The sequence below is a fragment of the Paenibacillus sp. FSL R7-0331 genome (assembly GCF_000758645.1).
Classification (GTDB): domain Bacteria; phylum Bacillota; class Bacilli; order Paenibacillales; family Paenibacillaceae; genus Paenibacillus_AQ; species Paenibacillus_AQ camerounensis.
The window spans coordinates 4,289,880-4,311,733 of sequence record NZ_CP009284.1 but is presented as its reverse complement, the minus strand read 5'-3'; the positions used below and the strand labels follow the sequence as shown (position 1 = coordinate 4,311,733).

26 protein-coding genes and 2 pseudogenes are annotated in these 21,854 nt (G+C 37.5%); 22 read left to right on the top strand and 6 right to left on the bottom strand.

Annotated features, from left to right (window positions below; translation table 11 throughout):
• Positions 1-16: 16 nt before the first annotated feature.
• Entirely contained in the window at positions 17-235 is a 219-nt protein-coding gene (locus tag R70331_RS18390) for a helix-turn-helix domain-containing protein (RefSeq protein ID WP_042177735.1), read from the bottom strand.
• A 511-nt stretch (positions 236-746) separates the two neighbouring features.
• Here R70331_RS18390 and R70331_RS18385 point away from each other — a divergent pair.
• From R70331_RS18385 to R70331_RS18355, 7 genes are all read left to right on the top strand, one after another.
• Positions 747-1,442: a stalk domain-containing protein gene (locus R70331_RS18385; protein ID WP_042177732.1), complete on the top strand. Its 696-nt coding sequence runs from the start codon at positions 747-749 to the stop codon at positions 1,440-1,442.
• A gap of 218 nt (positions 1,443-1,660) precedes the next feature.
• Positions 1,661-2,308 carry a hypothetical protein gene (locus R70331_RS18380; RefSeq protein WP_042182871.1) on the top strand — a complete coding sequence of 216 codons (648 nt, stop codon included), beginning with the start codon at positions 1,661-1,663 and terminating at the stop codon, positions 2,306-2,308.
• Between the two features lie 537 nt (positions 2,309-2,845).
• Complete coding sequence (locus tag R70331_RS18375; RefSeq protein ID WP_042177730.1) at positions 2,846-4,171, top strand: sensor histidine kinase; 1,326 nt, start codon at positions 2,846-2,848, stop codon at positions 4,169-4,171.
• A complete protein-coding gene (locus R70331_RS18370) occupies positions 4,168-4,911 on the top strand; it encodes a response regulator transcription factor (protein WP_042177728.1) in 744 nt (247 codons plus the stop codon). The genes R70331_RS18375 and R70331_RS18370 overlap by 4 nt, the downstream gene beginning before the upstream one ends.
• A 176-nt stretch (positions 4,912-5,087) precedes the next feature.
• The gene (locus tag R70331_RS18365) at positions 5,088-5,840 is read left to right on the top strand and encodes an ABC transporter ATP-binding protein (RefSeq protein ID WP_042177725.1); all 753 of its coding nucleotides are present in this window, start codon (positions 5,088-5,090) and stop codon (positions 5,838-5,840) included.
• Between the two features lies 1 nt (position 5,841).
• A complete protein-coding gene (locus tag R70331_RS18360; protein WP_042177722.1) occupies positions 5,842-6,546 on the top strand; it encodes an ABC transporter permease in 705 nt (234 codons plus the stop codon).
• Positions 6,547-6,549: 3 nt separating this feature from the next.
• Positions 6,550-7,422 (top strand): DUF4097 family beta strand repeat-containing protein, encoded by an 873-nt coding sequence (locus tag R70331_RS18355; protein ID WP_042177720.1) that lies wholly within the window; start codon positions 6,550-6,552, stop codon positions 7,420-7,422.
• Between the two features lie 112 nt (positions 7,423-7,534).
• Here the strand turns inward: R70331_RS18355 and R70331_RS18350 are convergent, their stop codons facing one another.
• Entirely contained in the window at positions 7,535-8,572 is a 1,038-nt protein-coding gene (locus R70331_RS18350) for a hypothetical protein (RefSeq protein WP_042177718.1), read from the bottom strand.
• Positions 8,573-8,972: 400 nt separating this feature from the next.
• Complete coding sequence (locus R70331_RS31605; protein WP_156131159.1) at positions 8,973-9,293, bottom strand: hypothetical protein; 321 nt, start codon at positions 9,291-9,293, stop codon at positions 8,973-8,975.
• Between the two features lie 169 nt (positions 9,294-9,462).
• On the opposite strand from R70331_RS31605, the gene R70331_RS18345 reads away from it, so the two are divergent.
• The 5 genes from R70331_RS18345 (at position 9,463) to R70331_RS18335 (ending at position 12,261) form a co-directional block, all read left to right on the top strand.
• Positions 9,463-10,053 (top strand): hypothetical protein, encoded by a 591-nt coding sequence (locus R70331_RS18345; protein ID WP_042177715.1) that lies wholly within the window; start codon positions 9,463-9,465, stop codon positions 10,051-10,053.
• A gap of 852 nt (positions 10,054-10,905) precedes the next feature.
• Positions 10,906-11,358 (top strand): sigma-70 family RNA polymerase sigma factor, encoded by a 453-nt coding sequence (locus R70331_RS18340; protein ID WP_042177713.1) that lies wholly within the window; start codon positions 10,906-10,908, stop codon positions 11,356-11,358.
• On the top strand, positions 11,351-11,521 hold the full coding sequence (locus tag R70331_RS31125; protein ID WP_156131158.1) for a YvrJ family protein: 171 nt from the start codon (positions 11,351-11,353) through the stop codon (positions 11,519-11,521). Before R70331_RS18340 ends, R70331_RS31125 begins: the two co-directional genes overlap by 8 nt.
• Positions 11,518-11,676 carry a helix-turn-helix domain-containing protein gene (locus R70331_RS31600; RefSeq protein WP_156131157.1) on the top strand — a complete coding sequence of 53 codons (159 nt, stop codon included), beginning with the start codon at positions 11,518-11,520 and terminating at the stop codon, positions 11,674-11,676. The genes R70331_RS31125 and R70331_RS31600 overlap by 4 nt, the downstream gene beginning before the upstream one ends.
• A gap of 57 nt (positions 11,677-11,733) precedes the next feature.
• Positions 11,734-12,261, top strand: a complete 528-nt coding sequence (locus tag R70331_RS18335) for a ZIP family metal transporter (protein ID WP_042177711.1) — start codon at positions 11,734-11,736, stop codon at positions 12,259-12,261.
• A gap of 183 nt (positions 12,262-12,444) precedes the next feature.
• Here R70331_RS18335 and R70331_RS18330 read toward each other — a convergent pair whose 3' ends face one another.
• Positions 12,445-13,401: a leucine-rich repeat domain-containing protein gene (locus tag R70331_RS18330; protein ID WP_156131156.1), complete on the bottom strand. Its 957-nt coding sequence runs from the start codon at positions 13,399-13,401 to the stop codon at positions 12,445-12,447.
• Positions 13,402-13,598: 197 nt separating this feature from the next.
• Between R70331_RS18330 and R70331_RS18325 the strand changes: the two genes are divergently transcribed.
• Positions 13,599-14,084: an immunity protein YezG family protein gene (locus R70331_RS18325; RefSeq protein WP_042177709.1), complete on the top strand. Its 486-nt coding sequence runs from the start codon at positions 13,599-13,601 to the stop codon at positions 14,082-14,084.
• Between the two features lie 78 nt (positions 14,085-14,162).
• On the opposite strand, the pseudogene R70331_RS18320 reads toward R70331_RS18325, so the two are convergent.
• Positions 14,163-14,438, bottom strand: a pseudogene (locus R70331_RS18320) (tyrosine-type recombinase/integrase); the annotation flags it as partial.
• 949 nt (positions 14,439-15,387) lie between these two features.
• On the opposite strand from R70331_RS18320, the gene R70331_RS18315 reads away from it, so the two are divergent.
• From R70331_RS18315 to R70331_RS18305, 4 genes and pseudogenes are all read left to right on the top strand, one after another.
• On the top strand, positions 15,388-15,864 hold the full coding sequence (locus R70331_RS18315; protein ID WP_042177705.1) for a hypothetical protein: 477 nt from the start codon (positions 15,388-15,390) through the stop codon (positions 15,862-15,864).
• Between the two features lie 158 nt (positions 15,865-16,022).
• A pseudogene (locus R70331_RS31115) lies at positions 16,023-16,190 on the top strand (DUF255 domain-containing protein); the annotation flags it as partial.
• Positions 16,191-16,477: 287 nt separating this feature from the next.
• Positions 16,478-16,783, top strand: a complete 306-nt coding sequence (locus R70331_RS18310) for a DUF8617 domain-containing protein (RefSeq protein ID WP_042177703.1) — start codon at positions 16,478-16,480, stop codon at positions 16,781-16,783.
• A 213-nt stretch (positions 16,784-16,996) separates the two neighbouring features.
• Positions 16,997-17,596, top strand: a complete 600-nt coding sequence (locus R70331_RS18305; protein WP_331281483.1) for a hypothetical protein — start codon at positions 16,997-16,999, stop codon at positions 17,594-17,596.
• Between the two features lie 2 nt (positions 17,597-17,598).
• On the opposite strand, the gene R70331_RS18300 is transcribed toward R70331_RS18305, so the two are convergent.
• Positions 17,599-18,633, bottom strand: coding sequence for an IS630 family transposase (locus tag R70331_RS18300; RefSeq protein WP_042182867.1), 1,035 nt, complete (start codon positions 18,631-18,633; stop codon positions 17,599-17,601).
• Between the two features lie 137 nt (positions 18,634-18,770).
• Here R70331_RS18300 and R70331_RS18295 point away from each other — a divergent pair, with 137 nt between their 5' ends.
• From R70331_RS18295 to R70331_RS32320, 5 genes are all read left to right on the top strand, one after another.
• Entirely contained in the window at positions 18,771-19,304 is a 534-nt protein-coding gene (locus R70331_RS18295) for a hypothetical protein (RefSeq protein WP_042177699.1), read from the top strand.
• A complete protein-coding gene (locus R70331_RS18290; RefSeq protein WP_042177696.1) occupies positions 19,301-19,720 on the top strand; it encodes a hypothetical protein in 420 nt (139 codons plus the stop codon). The genes R70331_RS18295 and R70331_RS18290 overlap by 4 nt, the downstream gene beginning before the upstream one ends.
• A gap of 505 nt (positions 19,721-20,225) precedes the next feature.
• Complete coding sequence (locus tag R70331_RS18285) at positions 20,226-20,885, top strand: DUF5343 domain-containing protein (protein WP_042177693.1); 660 nt, start codon at positions 20,226-20,228, stop codon at positions 20,883-20,885.
• Complete coding sequence (locus tag R70331_RS18280; RefSeq protein WP_042177690.1) at positions 20,882-21,475, top strand: Swt1 family HEPN domain-containing protein; 594 nt, start codon at positions 20,882-20,884, stop codon at positions 21,473-21,475. Before R70331_RS18285 ends, R70331_RS18280 begins: the two co-directional genes overlap by 4 nt.
• A gap of 193 nt (positions 21,476-21,668) precedes the next feature.
• On the top strand, positions 21,669-21,830 hold the full coding sequence (locus tag R70331_RS32320) for a DUF255 domain-containing protein (protein ID WP_197071345.1): 162 nt from the start codon (positions 21,669-21,671) through the stop codon (positions 21,828-21,830).
• The last annotated feature ends 24 nt before the right edge of the window (positions 21,831-21,854 follow it).

Genomic DNA, 21,854 nt, shown 5'->3' with positions numbered 1-21,854 from the left:
TTATTACCCAGTTTGTTTAATTATTGGGATAAGCTATCTTCTGATTAGTCCTATTTAATAAATAGTCTGTACTCGTCTGATGAAAATCGGCCAGCTTGATCAGAATGGCCGTGGGAATATCCACATCCCCGCGTTCATAATTACTGTAGATACGCTGGCTGCATTGTAAGATTTCGGCCATTTGTGTTTGCGTCATGTCTTTGTCTTCACGCAGATTACGGATACGTTGATACATCTGAAGCACCTCCAGAGCAAACATAGCTTAGCGAATTATTCGCTATTGATATTTAGCGATAAATTCGCTAAGATGGTGAAGTAGGGCTTTAAAATACATTTCCGCTGGGGCAGTTAAGGAAATGGTATGACCATCAAAGTATCAGGATATAGTGCAGGAGATATACATATTTAGGATTTTATTTTGCAAAATCAGACCGGATAGGAGAGAACAATGGGAGTGCGTGAAGCGGGTAGGGGAGAAATGAAGAATAACAAGCTGCAGACTGAAAGCCAGCAATTAATAGATGAACTGCTTATCTTAAAAGAAAACTATAAGTAATGCTGAGCCGAATGGGATTTAATCACCCCGGTTTTTTCAATGTTTAGGCATTTTATGGGAGGAAAAAAGTAGATTATTGTAGAAATATTGAGAATGATACTTGTAGGTAAACTTCTATATAAATCTTAGATTTATATTATAAGGAAGAGATTATGAACACATTTTCGATTTTGTTAAAAGGGGTGTTAAGGTGAACAAAAAATTAATGCTTTCCGTTATTCTTACAACATTTTCTGTGTTATGTCTATCCATTACGGTCTTTGCAGGCACTGTAGGGTACTCTTTAAGAGTAAATGGTGCTGATATTAAAGGGGAAGCAAAAGTCATTGATGGAGTAACATATATACCTTTGCGCACAGTTGTAGAAGGTTTAAAAGGGTCATATAACGTAATACCCGAGTCTAAAACAATCAGCATTTTGAGAAGAGACATAAGCATGTACGGTGGTTACGATGAGTCCAACCCATTACATTTGGGTTCAAAAGCATACTTTGAAATAAATGAAAATTATGATAAATTCATAGGTTCAGTTTCTATTAAAGAAACGAGTACAGGAAAGGAAGCTTTGAAAATCCTCAAGGAGAACAAAGAACCTATTCCAAGCGGTTACACCTATCTACTTTTAAAGATAGATCTTGAAATCTTAGCATCTGAAAAGTCTGGAGCATCGCTATCAATAAATAATTACAGATTTGAGTATATAGATCCAGCTACCCTTAAGAGAATTCCTTCTTTTATGTTCACCAAATACTTGCCCAGCGCTTCAGAAGGACAACCCTTTAATGGCTGGGTAGGATTTTTAATTCCTGAAGATCATCCATCGGGAATGATCGTTTTATCAAGTTCAAATGACCGGCAGAATGCTCTATGGATGAAAGTGGAGTGACATCTGGAAATAACACATTTTGGCTGAAGTACTAATAAGTTCAGATACTCGCATAAATCAATTAATACAGACGCTCCTGCTAACTTGGTGGGAGCCTTATTTGTTTCAAAATAAAGAGCATGGCGAACCATTTCCATATGGAAGAAAAATACTTTTACCGGCTAACTCGGAGTATGATAAAGGAACAGGAAATTTATGTTAAAGGGAGGGTTCAGCTCATGGAAAAAAAGAAAATTGGAGCAAGCGATTATCTGGCGTTAGGCTTGTATGCTTTTGCAGGCTTTGGTCTTGAAGTTGTTCTGGCGATGGTTTTGCCTGTACTATTCGGTGTTGGAGGTTCGGAATATACCCTTATCCATCATTGTATACACTGGGTGCTTACATGCATTTTGTGGGGGAGTATGGCACTATTGCTAATAAACCTTTCGAGGAAGAAGTACTCCTTTGACATTATGATGCTAAATGAAACGCCGGACTCCAAGGGATGGTTACTTGCGGTTGTAATCTCTGCCTTAGCTATTACAGCTACGACTATAGTATGGGGCGGCTTTAAGCCGGTTCAAGAATACAAGGGGATCGTTGAACTCATTTTTCAGAACATCTATTACTTGTTTGAAGCGGGCTTGATTCTGCTAACGATTGCTTTTGGACAAAAATTCGGTGAGATACTCATAAAAAGAGGCGGTCTGCCGTACGGAGGTATTTTTCTTGCGCTCACCTGGGGACTCATACACATTTTGCTCCAGGGAGGCCAAACAGGGGTTTATGCTTTCTTCATGTCAATTCTATATGGCCTTATATACATAATGTTAAAAAAGAACATCCGGTACTCCTATATAATGATTGCGATAGTATTTATTTTATAAGCTAATGTTCCATGTCATTCCGTTTACGTCAACAAAACAGCTCCTGTGGTTATCACAAGGGCTTGTTTTGGTGTGACAGAGATACAATATTATGGTACGGTTATTGCATTGTGCCGGGAAAAGGGTGGCGTACAGTAATGAAGGTTAAAATTCTATTTGTATTATTATCAGTGTCTTTAGCCAGAACAATACCACAAAGTGAAGATACCATAGAAGAAGAGAATACATACGGCTCAAATACAACAAACGAAACGGTCTTCAACCAGCAATGATAGTATGTTCGAATACATGGATATTTTTATCGACACACCTTACCGATATGTGGCAATATATTCAAGTAACCAATACGCGAAGTATGATAGAACCTCATCTATTGAAGAAGGTTCGAAGTTTATCAGCTATGATCACCTTTCATTTTCTGCTTTTCTGCGAGTATAAGATTTCTTTTGAGGATTATGTTAAGTAGATCTAGTTTATAGTTTGGAAAATAACGGTGAAAGATGTATCTTTTTTACATAAGGATTGGTGGCTGTCAAAATGACTAATGTAATCATGATCATTCAAATCCTAAGCTTCTTTTTTATTTTTCAATCTATTTCACGTTATCCTTTTACGGTCAAAGAAAGTTCAGCTTGGCTGGCCATATTTGTAATCATAGGCTTTGTCTCTACACATTTTATCGGGGTATGGGGCGCAATTACGCTGTTTTTCTGTTTTGTGGTCATTTCCTATTTCAAGAATCAGAGAACATTTACTGCATTAGGTGTATTTTACGGAGCTTATGCCTTGGTAGTGAACTCGTTTATCGGTTATCTTGCAGCAGATCCAATTACAGGATTGGTCGGATTTATCTTCAAACAATCATCTGCGAATATTGAATATCTGCCGTATCTGTTCACAGCGATGGCGCCGCCCATTATCAATGAAATCGTTCTTCGATTGGTGCGCCATTATGTTCCGCAGCTCAATAAAGAAATTCTGCAGGCATCCAGCACAATCATTCTGCTGCCGGTCATTCTTCTTTTAGTCATTATCCTTCTCTCCGTGTATCCGATTTTGACCATTGGCAATGAGACGGGGGACTTCAGTTCCTTTCATAGAACCCTGCTTATAGGAATGTGGCTGCTCTTTGTAATTGCCCTGCTGTATATGCAGTTTCAATATAATCATATCCAAAAAAGAGAAGTTGAGAAATCCAGAAATGAGCGGCTGGTCCAGCTTAAGGATTATGCAGATCAGCTCGAAAAAATATATGATGAATTCAGAGGGTTTCGGCATGACTATGCCAACATTCTGTTGACCCTGGAGGAAGGGATTTACCGGGAGGATTGGGAGCAGGTCAAGCAGGTATATGATCAGACCGTCAAGCCCACCGGGCAATTGATGCGCAAGAATGAGTACAGCTTCGTCAAGCTGCGTAACATGCATGTATCAGAGGTCAAAAGCATTCTGGCTGCCAAAATGATAATGGCCCAGCAAATGAAAATTGATGTGGCATTAGAAATTGAAGAGCACATTCATTTGATTCAGATGGAACTGATTTCTTTTACGCGGATTCTCTCCATATTATTGGATAATGCAATAGAAGCAGCAGCTCAGACGGATGAGGCGAAAATGTGGATTGTATTATTGGAAGACACTGCCGTTCAACGGATTAAAATAATGAATAACAGCGCGGAGAAGGTCAGTATACGTCATTTGGGGGAGCGGGGATATTCGACCAAAGGCAAGGGGCGCGGCCTGGGTTTATACAACGTGCAGCAAATGATGAAGGAAATGAAGTTCGCATCGCTTGAAACAGAGGTCCAGCCGGGCTTGTTCTCTCAAACGCTTATTCTAAGAAAGGCTGGAGAACAAAGATGAACATTTATATACTAGAGGATAACCTGATCCAGCAGCAGCGGCTGGAACGCATCATTAAGACCTTGGCGCTAAAGCATCGGATTCGTTACCGGAGTTTATTTTCAACTGCAAAACCTGATCATTTGCTGGAGAAAATGGAGCATGCAGCCGACCATCAATTGTATTTTCTCGATTTGGAGATCAAGCATGAGGAACAAAAAGGGCTTGCTATCGCTAAGGAGATTAGAAACAGGGACCCTTACGGCACGATTGTATTTGTAACCACACATTCCGAGCTTGCGCCGGTAACGTTTGAGTATCGTGTAGCTGCTCTGGATTTTATTGAAAAAGAATTACAGGAAGCTGATTTCATACATAAAGTTGAAGAGTGTCTGTTGATTGCTAATTCTAGAAGGACTATTCCTGTAAGTTCCGATACCTTTTCTTTCGAGAATAAATACACCAGCTTTCAAATCCCGTTTTCTGATATTTTTTTCTTCGAAACTATGGAAATTGCTCATAAAATAAGATTGGTTACGAAGACCAAGGTTCTTGATTTTTATGCTGAATTAAATGAAATTGCAGATCAGGATAAACGGCTCTTTCGTTGCCATCGGGCGTATGTAGTCAATTTGGCCAATATCAGGTCCGTTGATAAAAAGAACAAATGGATCTTGTTTGATCAAAACGAGAGCTGTCTGGTTTCAAGACGGCTGCTGAAGGAAACCATTGAAAAGATGGAAGCAATAAGACAACCATAACTTAAAGTGCCGGTAAGCTGTTTTATAAATAGCTGCCGGCACTTTTTGTGCTGGTATCCAGAGTACCGTTTATGAAGGTTAAAGGACTGTTGGTGATGTAGCTATCTTGAACCGTGGATAAAAGCCTTATGCTGGAATGGCAGCAGACAGACAACATCCCATAAGGAGCGAGCGTCATGGAATCCATAATCCAGATCAATCACTTGTCAAAGGAATTCAAAGGAAATGAAATTGTCTCAGATGTAACTATGCATATTGAAAAAGGTGAGATCTACGGGTTCTTGGGACCCAATGGTGTGGGGAAAACAACAATAATGAAAATGATTCTGAATTTGCTGAAGCCGACATCAGGCGAGATTGTGGTGCTGAATCAGACGATCACGCCAACCTCTTATCAATACTTGCGGCATATCGGCAGCATCATCGAATATCCCGTTTTTTTTGACCGGATAACAGCCATCGAGAACCTGAAAGTTCATTGTGCGTACACTCAGTATCATGATGAGGAGCGCATTCTTGAGGTGCTGGAAACGGTAGGCTTAAAAGAAGCCGGGAACAAAAAAGTGCATGAGTTCTCGCTTGGGATGAAACAGCGCCTTGGAATTGCCAGAGCCATTCTTACCAAACCGGAAATTCTGATTTTGGATGAGCCGATTAATGGTTTGGACCCTGTGGGGATCAGAGACATCCGTATGCTTTTGCTGGAACTGAAGAATAACTACGGGATGACCATTCTGCTCTCTAGCCATATTATTTCCGAGATTGAGTCCATTGCGGATACGATTGGAATTATTAATCATGGACAATTCATTAAGGAAGTCAAGATGAGTGAAATCCGAAGAGAAAATGCTAACGTTATAAATCGTATCGAATTACAGCCAAGCAACCTTGAAGATTATTTTCTGAATATTATTAATGGAGGCAAATAACATGTTCAGATTAATGAAGATCGAATGGAAGAGAAATAATCTGGCGGGATATGGGATAAGGGCTGTGATTTGTATGATAATTATTTTTGGAATGGTAGCAGGAATGGCGCTAATGTCAAATGTTCAGGAGGAACCGATGTTTATGGATTTCACAGCCTTCATGTCACTGGCTAACATTTTTGTTCGCATTACCTTTGTTGTTTTTTCAGGCATTCTTATTTCCAGACTGGTGATTGATGAGTATAAGAATAAAACTATTCAATTGCTGTTCACATATCCTTTACCGCGCAAAAAAATGATGCAAGCAAAGCTAATGATTGTGTTCGGCTTCTGTTTCTTCGGTGTAGTGATCTCTACCTTCTTTATTGAGGTGTTGACCGTCTTATTGAATCCCACTGTGCATTTTTTTGAAACAGCAGCGTCAAAGGAAGACGTAGCGGCTACCCTTCCATCCCTTCTTATTGCTTCCGTAATGACAGCAGGCTTAAGTCTTATTCCGTTGTCTTTCGGCATGCATAAAAAATCTACTGCCACCACAATCACCAGCTCAGTAATCCTGGGAATCCTGCTGAACTCTATGGTTTCAGATGGAAGCCGTTCAGTATCCATGTTTCAATTTATCGGCGTACCTGTCGTTTTTTGCTTGCTGGGTTTGGCTATCGCTTACCTGTCGTACCGGACGATTGATAGAAAGGATGTTGTATAAGCTATGAAATCAAATAAGTGGATTTGGATAGCGATGGTGCTGGTTCTGGCGGGGATTTTGGTTATAGGCTTGCAGGGTAGGCCGCAGGATTTTGTGCTGACACAACAGATTCCGGCTCAAGATATTAAGAGCATTGAGCTTAAAGGTGATTCATGGAATCTTGTGGTGAAGGAGTCAACTGACAATCAAGTCCATATAGACATTAAGGGGAAGCAGACAGACAAGAACAAGGCTCCTGTTACAGTGACAAGCCAGTCCGGCAGATTGGTAATTCAGCAGGATAAGCAAATTGGAGGGGCATTCTCCGCCTTTTCTTTTCGTAAGCAGGGGATGATCACGGTCTTAATTCCTAAAAGTACAGTGGAACAGGTCAGTATGGTCAATAATGAAGGAGACATCAAGATCCGGGCGCTGGTCACCCATCGTTTGCTCATTGAAAATAAAGCTGGCAGCATGCACTTAAATCAGGTGGAAGCAGATTCGGGCGACTTTAATCTAATAGAAGGGGACCTGAATGTAAAGGACAGCTCTTTTGAGCGGATCGATGTAGCTGGCAGGGGCAATGATCTTTATTTTAACAATGTGATCAGTTCAGTCATGAATCTGTATACCAAAAGCGGCGAAATCGTTCTTAGCGGGGTAGAAGAATCAGGGGAGGCGAGAGTCGAAACGAAATCCGGGGATATTCAGGTTCATTATCTAACAGTTCCAGCCAGCTTGAAATTGGCAGTGGAAAATGGAAAAGGTGATACAACGGTCCGCTTGGATAATCTCTTAACAACGGAGAAAACCAATAAGAGAGTTGATGGAACTATTGGCTTGGGGGAGAATACCTTATATGTTAAAAGTGACTCAGGAAGCATTGGTGTAAGGTAGAATCGCTAAGGAGAGGCTTTGAATAACGCGAAGTGAGCTAACAAGCCTGTCTCCTTATCTATTATGCGCGGTCATGAACGGGGGGGCGGGCTATTACGGATTGGGTTATTGGCTAGCTTTTATCTAGACCTAAATGTTCTTGGAGATGCAATAGCGACAGGGGCTCCATCCGCTGGTCTTCAGGAATATTCTCATACAGAATATGCGCTTTCCCTGCTTGGGCGAACCATTCCCGTAATGCCGTAATCCTGCCTTTATTAAAATCAATAAACTGAAAATCCAGCTGTTGTAAATGCTCCATTTCGGTCAAAGGCTCTAAATCCTTCGCTTTAACAGTTGTGGAAATCTCTCTTAGACTTAACAGCTCAAGCTGCTGTGCTGTCCATAAAGGATCGATCTGTTGTAAAGCCTTCATCTGATCCAGTTCAAGCTGTCTAAGATCGTGCATTTTAGAAAAATCACATAAAAATTCCACCTTTGATAAGGATAATCGCAGGTACACGAGCTTATACATTAATTCTATTGCAGTTAAGTCTGTTAAGTTACGTATACCCGCTAAACTGAGCATTGTCACTGTGGAATCGACCAGTGCGTCCAGTGAGCCTTCCAATGTACAATCATGAATAAAGAGACACTTCAGCTTCGGTAATTGACGAACAAAATCAAGCTCATGAATAGTAGTGCTCAAAAGTATTGTATCCAGCCCCGTAGCATCACCTATTGGTGTTAAGTCGTGAAATTTCCCATGCACCGCAAGATATTTAAGTTCTGTAAAGTTCGAAATAAAGCTTAAATGTACCGGCTGTCTGCTGGTTATTGAAAAATACTGCAACCGCTCTAACTTACCAAGTATACTCAAATCAATACTATGACGAAGGTTTAACTGCAAGGTAGTGATATGTTGTAATTCCGCTATCGCCTGTAACAATTGCTGGGTATAACGCCCCTTCAGATCAACCTGACTAATCGACAGCACTAAATCCGGACGTATAGCAAACACATGCTTATCTAACTCAGCTAAATCTTCGAGCTTGTCTATATCAATGACAAATGAAATAAGCGCCCGCTGCCGCAGTTGTTTCGTCGCGTTCATCATTTTGCTTCTTATCCAGGGTGCACCACTCATAGAGCTTGTCCATACCACGCCCATAGCTAATCCCCCATTCATTCAAAGTGGCTCGTCTTACATCTAATTAGAATCAAATATGCAATATGCAGGAAATAGGATCGTAGAAGCAATTGGAATTCAATCACTTACTACTATACCTCATATTGAGTATCGACTGCTAAACTCCACAAGTGAAGAAATAGGGAGTATTATATAGGGGAGAATGAGATTTGTGGATTGGCGTGTAATCCTTTGCAAGGCCTGTTTGCTGAAATATGCTTAAAATTCGCTCTTTTGGTCGGAAGATTCTTTATCATTGGTTAAACTGAATCCGTTTATATTAAGTCTTAGCTGTAGATAGCAAAGTAAACGGAAAAATCCAGTCAAGAGGACCTTGACTGGATCGGCTAAAGATTAAATTGTGAAATGTACTTATTGTGTTTTAATTATACCCAATGAACTTGTATCCAGGTAAAGTAGTGGTTGCCGAATATCGAACTGCACTACGATAAGCCTTTACTGCCCAGATACCACTTTGGGATGCAGCGGAAATAATGCCGTGTTGTGTAATATAATCTGCTACATAATGTCCCAGTTGTGGGGAACCGGATGCAACCATATATTCTCCACAACCTTTGCATCTAAAAAAGCCACCGCCATCGAATTCCGAAAGGCGAGTACCATTTTCATCAACTACACGCGGACTAAGACTTGCCACCATATGGTGACCATCAGTATAAGTTGGACAAGGATTTTCTGCCATATTAATCACTCCTGAGTTTTTTTCAAAAGCGTCAATCCGGAGTTGAACGCCCTTGTACTCTATAAAGAGCTTTGAGAAGCAAAAATAACAACCATACCACGAAATTAATGTGGAATTGGAATTAGAGGGATTATGGTATAATTATCCTTAAAAACCAGGGGGGAATCACATGCGTAAATTCTCGGTAATTTTAATTGGTACTGCTTTGCTTTTAACTTTTATGAGTGGATGTCAACAAAATAATAAAGCATCGGAATCTTCTCAAAGTGTAGCCACTTCTTCCTCGAATAGTAATACACCAACGGAAAGCCAAAAACCAGATTTAGATGAAAAAGAAATTAATGATGCAACTTTGGCTGCAAAGGATTACAAGGAGTTAGAGTATGAAGTTAAACTGACTGAGGATATTTTGTCAGAAGAATCAATTGAAGCTCGTAATGAAACGATGAAAGGCTTTTATACTGAGTACTTTTCAAAACAAGCAGTTGACTTACGGATAACTGTTCTACCTCTACAAGCAGCTAAGAAACAGCAAGCATCTTTAAAACCCGAAAATCTTGTGTTTAATCTCGTTGGGCAAAAACCTGATGTCGTTGAATTAAGGTACAATGTAGATTTAGTGTTGCTTGACCAGGATAGAAAAGAAAAGGAACGGGTACCATTGGAGGGGGTTTTAACTCTATTCAAAGAAAATGAGAAGTGGCTTATTCAAGGGGATAGATTTGATTCACCGGCATTCCAAAAACTTATAGATAATTAAGTGTTGCTTTAACATTTCACCCGTGGCCTATAGAAATTTAAAATGAACGTTATCTAACAGTTATAGTGGTCTTAGTCCTGTAAATTATGGATTAAGGCCTCTTTTCTATTTTCCGCTGCTTCATATTAACAGTTCTGGTCTAATACTTAACTCTCTTGATATTTTTATTTGGCTATCTGGAGTGCTACCAATAACCATACTTTAAATCCTCGTTGTATCAATCCTCTTCAATATAACTAAACTTTTATCTAGTCGCCTTTAGTCCTATAAGACCCATTCTAATCTTGGACAAATTTAGAGTCTACATACGGGGTATATTTGAAACTCATTCAAAGTGCTCGATCCTTAATCGGGGGAAACAATAAGCTACGATATTGTCATGGAATGTAGATTTTAGTTAAATTCAGTTTATTAAAAACAGCAAATTCCTATTGAACATGCTGTTTTATTTGTTCTATACCAGTGGTTAAGAAAAATCCTATATAGATTGAACTAATAATATTGCTGTTTTGGGATTGCATGTGACTTCAGAGAATGTTTGGACTTCCAGCCGCTGCCCTTCTGCAGATTTCTTGATTTATACCGTTTTTAACGGTTGAAATCCGCAGACAGCTTATGCTTCCGATGCGAGCTTTTCTGCGAAAAGCTTTCAGGCGGACGCTACCGCTCCTCCAGTTCCAAAATTCCCCTCCGCCACTCATTCCTTAACATAAATTCTTAAGTTCAATTTATATAATTGATAAATTTTTATTCGAAATCAAATAAAATGGCATAATAATGAGAACATAAGTTCTCTTTTTGGTTGTTATTTTTTCTAGATAAAGTTCTTTATATTATAAGGGGGAATATTCTATGATCCATGACGATAACTCAAAAGGCGAAGAAGAGAACAACGCGATTATAGATATTGAAAGAAGATTCATTAGCTATATCTCTAGTCTGCTCCATTATAGTTCAATTAATTTAGACAAAAGAAATCGAAAGTATAATGAAAAATTCTCATTGATTTTTGATGAAGTTTCAGAAGCAGAGGTATCTAATATAACAGAAGGACAGATAGTAGATGAGCATTTATTTGAAAATTTAGAGGACCAAATCAGCACCCCTAGTTTATATGCAGCATTTATGGCCCTAACCAAACGGGAAAGGAGAATTTTGAACCTAACCATGTCTCAAAACTTAAGTGATACTGACATAGCACTCAAATTAGGAGTAACTCAGCAAAGTATTTCTAAAACGAAAAAAAATGCAATAACCAAATTGCGAAACTCTTCGAACTTGAGTGGAGGGAATGAAAATGGATGATGTGCCAAATTTTGTGCAAATAATTGCAAATGTAGGATTTTCGATAGGTGTAACCTTGTATCTGCTTGTTCGATTTGAAAAAAAGATTGACGTATTAAGTGAGACTATTGGAAAACTAATTGATGTTATTAAAAACAACCAAACAACAGGAGGCAGAAAATGAACCAATTATATGACCTGCTGATTCAAGCTAAACGTGATGATAACACAGCTATGTTAAATATCATAAACAGATTTGAACCGAAAATTAAAAAGTCACTTTATCAAACAAACAAACATACAGAATCGAGAGGATTTAAAACAAGATTTGATTGTTAAATTCATTGAAGTGGTTAAAACTTTCGACATTAATGGTAAGACAAAGGAGATGAAATATTGGCATATTTTACGATAACACTTGCACTGATTTTAATTTCAGTACTAGCTGGAGTACTGGTAAGTTCCAATATTCAATGGATTGCTCGATATCAAGGTAAAGTTGTCTCTATAAACATGGGAATACTTCTTACCTTTACAATATTAGAACTCATCCCATCAGCTATCGAATTCTCTCATGAGGGACTCATTTTTGTAGTTCTGGGTATATTAATCCCAATTCTATTTCACCTTGGGCATCAACATAATGAAGAATTGGATTCATCGGCATCTCTCAAGTTTCTATTCATAGGGGCAGCGATTCATAGTTTTTTCGATGGATCAATTATAACGACCGCACTATTAATGGAAGATCAAATAGCAACTGTTATAATCTCATCTATGCTATTACATAAAGTTACAGAAGTTATTATGTTGTCTTTATTATTTGGGACTATGTTAGAAAATTCTTTGAGATTACTTAAATATTTGGTCAGTCTGAGCTTTTTTTTGTATTTTAGGTATGCTAATTGCAGCTTTATTTTTTGAGCAAAGTGAAGGCTTCTGGGCAATTTCTGGAGTTGCAATTTCACTAACTGCAGGTACATTTTTATACATCTAGCTAATCAACATATCCAAAGTAGTTGATTGTTCTAAACGGATGCATTCGAATATGTATCCCTTTATAGGATGCATTATTTATTTTTTCTTATATTTCTTTCAACATTAAAGCTAAGATTTAAGCATCGAAGAGAAGTCAAAACGACATTCCCGTAATGCCGTAATCCTGCCTTTATTAAAATCAATAAACTGAAAATCCAGCTGTTGTAAATGCTCCATTTCGGTCAAAGGCTCTAGATCCTTCGCTTTAACAGTTGTGGAAATCTCTCTTAGACTTAACAGCTCAAGCTGCTGTGCTGTCCATAAAGGATCGATCTGTTGTAAAGCTTTCATCTGATCCAGTTCAAGCTGTCTAAGATCTTGCATTTTAGAAAAATCACATAAAAATTCCACCTTTGATAAGGATAATCGCAGGTACACGAGCTTATACATTAATTCTATTGCAGTTAAGTCTGTTAAGTTACGTATACCCGCTAAACTGAGCATTGTCACTGTGGAATCGACCAGTGCGTCCAGTGAGCCTTCCAATGTACAATCATGAATAAAGAGACACTTCAGCTTCGGTAATTGACGGACAAAATCAAGCTCATGAATAGTAGTGCTCAAAAGTATTGTATCCAGCCCGGCAGCATCACCTATTGGTGTTAAGTCGTGAAATTTCCCGTGCACCGAAAGATATTTAAGTTCTGTAAAGTTCGAAATAAAGCTTAAATGTACCGGCTGTCTACTGGTTATTGAAAAATACTGCAACCGCTCTAACTTACCAAGTATGCTCAAATCAATGCTATGGCGAAGGTTTAACTGCAAGGCAGTGATATGTTGTAATTCCGCTATCGCCTGTAACAATTGCTGGGTATAACGCCCCTTCAGATCAATCTGACTAATCGACAGCACTAAATCCGGACGTATAGCAAACACATGCTTATCTAATTCAGCTAAATCTTCGAGCTTGTCTATATCAATGACAAATGAAATACGCGCCCGCTGCCGCAGCTGTTTCGTCGCGTCCATCATTTTGCTTCTTGTCCAGGGTGCACCACTCATAGAGCTTGTCCATACCACGCCCATAATCCCCCATTCATTCAAAGTGGCTCGTCTTTTATCTAATTACAATCAAATATGCAATATGCAAGAAATAGGGAGTATCATATAGGGAAGAGTGAGGTTTGTGGATTTGATGGTGTAAATTGGGGGGGGGGGGGACAGATCGGAAACGAAGACATTAAAATCGTTCCAATAAAAAATCGCTTTGGAGGAGAATGAATTTGCCAACTAATAACATAGAACAATTGTATCAATTCATAGCAACTAAACTTGTTGAAATTATTCCAGATGATTGGAGCAAAATCTATCTTTATGCTGAGTCATTATCTGACTCAAGGACAATATATTTTTATTACCAATCAGAATCATTGGATAAGTTGATTTACTCTCATAATATTCCTAGTACTTACGGAGTCGATTGGGATATTTATACCGAATTATTAGATGAATTGGGTAAATATTTTGTTACTTTACAAGAAGAATATAAAAAAATATCTTCTGAAGTTTGGCACAGTGTTACCATGCATTTAGAGAGTACAGGTAAATTTGGTATTGATTTTGACTATGAAGGAAAGTATTTACTTGGTCCTGATTTTCAACAAGTGGTTTGGAAATATGAAAATTTAGGTATCTATCCAACAGATGACTACTATATAGAGAAAATTGATGTATACCTAAAAAGTAAGAGTGATCATCAGCAAAGCTAAAAAATTTGTCGGCTGTCATATGCAGCCGACTTTTTCTTGCTCTCGTGTTTATGAGACGTAATTTAGATCAGCATTATACTAACCGAATATCTTATTTCTTTCTTCTGCAAAATCCCTTAAATCATAATGGGCTATAGTAGTAGCGATGTTTTCATGATGAACTACATATTTTGATACGATCTCGATGGGGACTTTCTTAACTTCCAACAAGTATGTAACACAGGATGCTTTATATAGATGGGGATTGATTCTTCTGCCCTGGATATTTGAGAGTGTTTCTTTGCAAAACTCATTTGCCCAAGCATCTGACATTGAACTTATTTCTCCACTATACTTAGTTGTGAAAATATAATCACTTTAGATCGACGACCGTACGTGTCAATTCAACTTCGTTATAAAAAGATCCATCCGTAGCATATTACTCATTTTATCTGCCTTCATACAGAATCACATATGCTTTATAAAAAACAAGGCTGCCTAAAGTCTTTTAATTGACTTTGAAGGCAGCCTTGTTTGCTTACTCTTAACACTTAGTTCCAAAGGGTGGTTCCTCACCAGCCTTTAGCAATATTAACAAATAGATAATTTCCTCCACCAATTGTAGGCAATAATGAAGTATCAATTGTATGTGGAGTATATACATATAAAGAATATGTCGCTTTATTTTTTACCCAAACGTAGTTTTTATAAGTTACTCCATTAGAAGTTACAGTATCCCCAAAATTAATGAACTTTAGGATTTACACCATAGGTCTGCGCACTACTTGCAATAGAAGAAGCTGCGTTAATTGTATCTCCCTTAAAATAGGGTTTGCCAGAAGAATCTAAGTAGTAGATTAGTACTGTATCTTTTAATATTGAGTTTTTGGATGTAAGGAATGCCTGGATTGATGTCGAGGACATGGTTGAAGTATTTATGAATTGGGCGTCTGAAATAAGTTGATTCATATCTACCCCATTAATTTATTATTATTATTATAGGTCTTAATTGATCTTAACTTTTTTGATTCATCTCTCTCATATACCTGTTTGCCGTTAAAAGAATCAGTAGATTCAATCATATCGCCATCGGAATTATAGTGATATTGAATCTCGTTACCGTCGCTATGGAACTAATTAGTAATTTTACCGGATTCATCATAAAGCAGGATATTTACGTGATTGTTACTCTTCAAATATTGCCTTATTTCACTAACAGACGTTAACTCATTTCCCTCATGTGAAATTCTATTTTCAGGTGAAGCTAAGGTTTCTATAAATATCATTAAAAACCTTTTTTTGAAAAAATAAAAAGGAGGATAATATGAAAAACAGATTTTTATTCCCGATTTTGTTAATTATTTTGTTATTGACAGCTTGTTCAAAAGGGGGAGAAACTAACCATCAACCAATGAATAATCAAATCCCCACCAACATTTATATCTCCATTTACAAAACTGATTCAACAAACGTTCAACCAGAATTAATAGATATGATAGGGGATCATAAACTATTAAAACAATTTTACATTTGGAAAGAAGATGGAATCCAGACTTCCCTGCCTTCCCATGAAAAAGTTGATCGTATTTATATTCTTCAATATTCATACGAAGGAGCTGATCCAAAATCGGAGTATTATATGTACGTAACTGATAAGGATGGGAATTACTATTTAAATCAATTTGATTATAACGATTCCTATGAATCTTATCAGGCCTCACTAGACAAGGAAGGAATTTTAAATAAGATTGGTTCTGAAGATTGGCATGAAGTTTCTTCCATAGAGATGGTAAGTAAATGAACTTGAGTATTTAGCCCCAGAGATTTAAAGATAGCGACAGCCATGGAATTTAAAAGAATATTTATGGAAGAAGGCTGCTTTTGTGCCCTTCCCCCACCAAATTGGGTAAACTAACCCTAGACGTACTACCCAAATCAGCCGAAATGAGGGGATACCCCATGACAACTCAAAATGCACCCAATAGATTAATTAACGAAGAATCACCCTACCTGCTTCAGCACGCCCACAACCCCGTGGATTGGTATCCATGGGGAGATGAGGCTTTTGCCAAGGCACAGGCGGAGAACAAGCCGATATTTCTATCCGTCGGCTATTCGACCTGCCATTGATGGGATGTTCGTGTAAATCAATTATTAATAAGCTTCTGCTGATGTTTTGGCGGGAGTTTTTTTATTTGTAAGCATAGGATTAGTGATCGTAATATTTTTCCATTTCATTGTATAATAGAGCATAGTATATAGGTACAATCTGAGTCTCGGTAGTTCGTTTATTTATTTGTATTCTGTAGATTGACGAAACTTCGCGAATATAACGTTATATGACATGGGCTAAACACGATAAATATATAAACAGAAATAATTGAAAGATCTAAACATGAAAGGGATACAATTATATGCCCAAATTAGTTTGTGCCTGTGGAAATTATATACATAATTTAAGTGCCATTCCTGATGATGGTTTTATTATTGTTCATGATATAGAATATGAAGATTTAATAGAAACGGAGAATCTAAGAGCAAATTTAAGTGCCGAAAACCCAGAAGAAGGAACCAAAGAATGGGAGAAACTAATAGGTGCAGATGCAAAAATTATAAATATTACAGAAAGAATCTATGAATGTCCAGTATGCAATAAATTAATGTGGTTAAAGAATGATGGAAAAACATATATTTATGAATTGAAAGAACTTCTCGGATAAAGACAACAAAGACTTATTTAAAGATGAATAGATATGTAATACATTGTAAGTAACACTTCGCAGATCCCACGTCACATAACAACATATTAACGCGGCAGGCCATAAGGCCCTTGGTCTGCAGATGCATTTCGAGGAAGTGGAGTCAGCAGACAACCCCGCACTGGCTAAGTCCGTCGGACCCGGGGCTTATGCCCCTTAAGCCAGTGAGGGTTCGTGAATACAACAACGTTAGATGAAATTACCGAAAAAACAGAAAGGAATATAAACATGGGAAACGCAATATCACTACCTAAACAATTAGAACATTTAGTTGACTCCTTACATTTGTCAAATGGATTAACATCAGTGTTTATTGAGGTTTTAGCTATCAGTGGATCATTATTAGCTAGAACAAATAGAGAAAAGGAACTAATTATCTGGCTGGTACAACGTGATCAAGCAATAGTAGGATCAGGTACCGTAGATTTTGACATAGATGAAATGCCCTGGACAATTGATTCCTTTGAAAGTGAAAAGGAATTTATCTTACGAGCTATCTCGAATGCAATGAATGGTTTAGGATGGGAAAGATTAAGTTATGAACCGCATAGAGATTGGGTTATTGAATGCTTAGAACAGTTTCGGCAAATGATAAGTGCTTTTGATAAAGAATATGTTAATTTAAATAATTATTTAGTATGGACTGAAATTGAAGAAGACGATGATTGGCCAATAATCCCAAAAGGATACCCAAAGTGTGAGAAACATGATGTTTACTTGTCATGTCATGGGTGCATTCTTTGTAATAATAGAAACTATATAGAACGCATTTAAGTTCATAACCTTACAAGAAGGCGAGCTATCGTTTCTAACGGTTGTTTATTGATTCGCTTCATGAATTGACTTACACGAAGTCTAATCTTATAGAATTTTTCGAAGAAGATGTTGTTCACCACATCGGCCTTAAGCAACAGCCCTTCGACGGGGTCGAGATTTGGACTGTAAGGTGGTAGAAAGACCAACTTTAGACGCGGATGTTCCTTTAAAAACGGCTGTAACTCTAGGGCATGATGAATCCGACTGTTGTCCCAAATCAATGCGATTTTTCCGCTTGAATAGGTAGCGAGAAGATCCTGTAGAAATCGAATAAAGGTGGCTGTGTCCGCTTTTTCTCCTTCTCGGTGATGAACTTGACCGGTTTCATAGTTGATAGCACCGAATAATTTGGCTCCTTCATGTTTACCGCACGTTGGCACTTTGCGTTGTTTGCCGCGAGGAAACCAATTGTACTGAAGGGCTTGATACGAGCGAATCATAGACTCGTCTTCAAAGAGTAGATGGTTAATTTGTTCAGCCTCTACCTGTTTCTTGAGCTGAGCGAATGTGTGCTTTCTAAAGTAAGCCTGAGCCTCCTCGTTGGCATTGGCAAGCATGTAAGTAGCTTTGGTAAAGCTGAAATTCATCCGTTTTAGCATTGCGCTAATTCCACGTGCGCTCATGGTGACACCAAATTCGCGTTTGATCCATTCCGCTACCAATGGCAGGGTCCAGGTATAATGTGCATCGAAACCCACATCAACAGGTGTATGCTGCTCCAGCATCGCGGCTAAGCGATGACGTTTGTTCTTCCGTAATTTCGTTGGTTGTCCAGGCGAATGATCTATCTTTAGATCGGGGAGCTCTTGAGCTTGGTAGGCTTGCCAATAAATACTGACCGTTTGGCGCGCACGACTAAGTAACTCACCGATTTCGTCAAAGGTTTGTCCTTCGAGTCGAAGGCGAACCGCTAAATATCTTTCGTAAAGCCGTTTGTCTGAGGTTTGCTTCATTGCCGCATTCAACCGTTCGATCTCTTCGTTGCTCGTTTTCATCGCCGCCTCGAGTTCATTCACCATCTATTACCCGAGTTTGGCGACTGGAGAGATTATGTTAGTTTATTATTTACGTTCTATATAATCGATATTATTTAATACTAAAATCATTCTTGGAAGTACTATGGAGGGAAAGTATGAAATTTGAAAAAGCGTTTTGTGTAGAGACAAATGATTATATCAATCCATATGAAGCTAGAGATTTATATTTTAGTGAAGATTCCGAATATTATTTGAAAAGACTTACTTTTCAATGTCCTAGTGAAAACTGTAGAGTAACGTTACTTCCAGTTGCGATTTATAGACAAGAAAAAACCAAAACAAAAATTCATTTTAGAACAAAAAGTTCCATAAACCACATTCAGATTCCGAAAAAGTGTAATTATTACTACAATGTCGATTTCGAATCTACTATAGAAGTAAATGCGAAGAAGTCTAATAATAAGAAAAAAAGTATAATCCCTACAGAGTTTTTACTTGTCAAACCGACTCTATCAAAAAATAGTATCCGAAAAACCGATAATAGCAACACTAATGATAGAGATACAGCATTGAATAACACTAGACGGTCCAAAAGTTCTGGATCAAGTACAAATAAGTTTTCAAATGTAAAAACTCATTATTTTGAACAAATAATCGATTGTTATGAAATAACGATGAACGGACATTGAAAGCAGTATCTCTTACCATTAATGGGAAAAAGAAATCGTATTATTCATTTTTTAAAAAAAGTGAATACTTCCAAGATGGAGAAGGCTTTATCTATTGGGGGGGAGTAACCCAATTAAAAAAATATGGTAATAATTACAAGATAAAATTCATAAAGAAAGCTTGGGTAAATGGACAGTCGCTAGAAATGACCATATACCTCAATTCAGATCAGATCAAATCATATAATAAGAAAAATCAATTACTTGAAGTACTTGAAAAGCTCACAACATTTGAAGGAGAAATCAGATGCTATTTTGTCGGGGTGTATCCTAAAGTTGAAAAAGTGGATGTGAATGGTAAAATATTTGATGCGGTTAGTGTAAAAGTAGAAAATTTGGATCATTTAGTTTTTAGATTTGATATCGAAGAAGAGTAATTGGATGAACACATGGAGTTACTATCTCAATAAGGTCACACTTCAATGAAGTGAGGAACGCCGCGGTACGGCTATAATGGAAGAGAAGAATTAGGGCGCTGAAGAAGCTGGTGGAGCGGATTGTGTATAATCGGGAAGGGAATCGGGTGGAGTTGACGGTGTGTATTAATCAAATGAAAAGCATTTTTAGAAAACAATTACCCTCTGAAAAAATCAGGGGGTTTTTACATGGAGAAATTTAGTTCTTTTGGAAGGGGAAATGATAACTATGTCGAATAATTATTTTTATACATGAATACATGGGAGGGGAACTGTTGGGTACAATTTTCATATTAATTGCAGAAGATTCGAAATCATACACCTTCCCAAAAATTTTTTTGGCGTTTTAATCATTTACTATCTAAAATCAACTTGAAATTTCAGAAGATTACTAAAGGTAGTGACGTAATAGATATGTTCGTGATACCAGTGGTATTTATAACAATAATGATTTAGGAGGAAAGTAATGGCGACTAAAAATTTGCCTTATGTTAGCAATCCAGGGACATTAAAAACAATGTTAGAAAAGATTCGAGAATCAATTTTACCTGAAAGATTTACAGGGGATTTTGTAGAAACTAAATTAAAAATGAAAGGTGGAACTGCAAAATCAATAGTACCATTTCTAAAGAAAATGGGCTTTGTATCGCCGGATGGAATTCCAACTGAATTGTATAAAGAATATCGAAATAAATCGAAGTCTGAAATAATTATAGCAAGAGGTATGGAAAATGCATATTCCGACATTTTTTATCAGAATGAATATGCATATGAATTACCAGATAAGGAGTTAATGGGACTTATAGTTCAATTAACTGGTGGTGATGAAAAATCTAGCGCTTTAAAATTTACATTAGCGACTTTTAAATTGTTAAAGGATATGGCGAAATTTGATGGAGATTTAGAACCTGAACCAGAAATAATTCAAGAAAAATCGATGCCTTCTCCCAGTGCAGATCTTTTTATAAATCAGCTTCTTCCACAATTCCAAAGCAGACATAAAGTCGAAAGTGAAGAAAGTATTAATTTATCTTACACAATAAATTTAAATTTGCCAGCAACGACAAATATTGAGGTGTTTAATGCTATCTTTAAGAGTTTAAAGGAGCACTTGATTAATCAATGAAGAATATGAATAGAATTATTAAATCTTTTGGAATGACTAATCAAATAATTATCGCTGACCTTTTGACAATTGAAAAACAATACGGGATTGAAGGTTTGGTAATAACAAACGAAGAGAAATCTTTGGAACAAGATAATTATTATTTGCAGTTTAATGAGAAAATAAGAAATGAAGCGGCTATGATGGCTAAACATTATGAATTGTTTTATTGTCTAGAAAAGTCTATACGAGAAATGATATCTGATATTTTAGAAATAGCTTATGGTGAGAATTGGTGGGAAGAAAAAAATGTTATTCTTGAAGTCATTAAACAAGAAGTATCAAAAAACATGTCTAGGGAACGTGATGCTGGAATAACGCCTCGATCAGTCGATCCAATTGACTATACTACTTTTGGTCAACTCGGAGAAATTATTAAGAGTAATTGGTCTATATTTGGAGGGGTATTTAACAGTGTGAAGGCTGTTGAAAAAGTTCTTTTTAGCTTGAATAGCTTAAGGAATCCAATCGCTCATTGTTCTCCCCTTGCTGAAGATGAAGTTTTAAGACTTCAATTAAGCATAAAAGATTGGTTCAGGCTTTCTTCTTAAAGAAATAGGCATTTTAACAAGTCGAAATAATTTTTTGTGAAATTATTTCGGCTTGATTCAATTGTTTTAACTTCGCTAAATCTTAATATAAATCCCCAGTCGGGATTCCCCTTGTGCCTTCCCCCACCTTTTTGGGTAAACTAACCCTAAGCAATACTTTACCCAAATCCAACACGAAACGAGGTGATGCCCCATGACAACTCAAAAAGTACCCAATAGATTAGCTAAGGAGAAATCACCTTATCTGCTGCAACACGCGCATAACCCGGTGGATTGGTTTCCTTGGTCGGAAGAAGCTTTTGATAAAGCTAAGCAGGAGAACAAGCCTGTCTTCTTATCTATTGGGTATTCGTAGTGAGGCTTTAATCGACTTGCCATT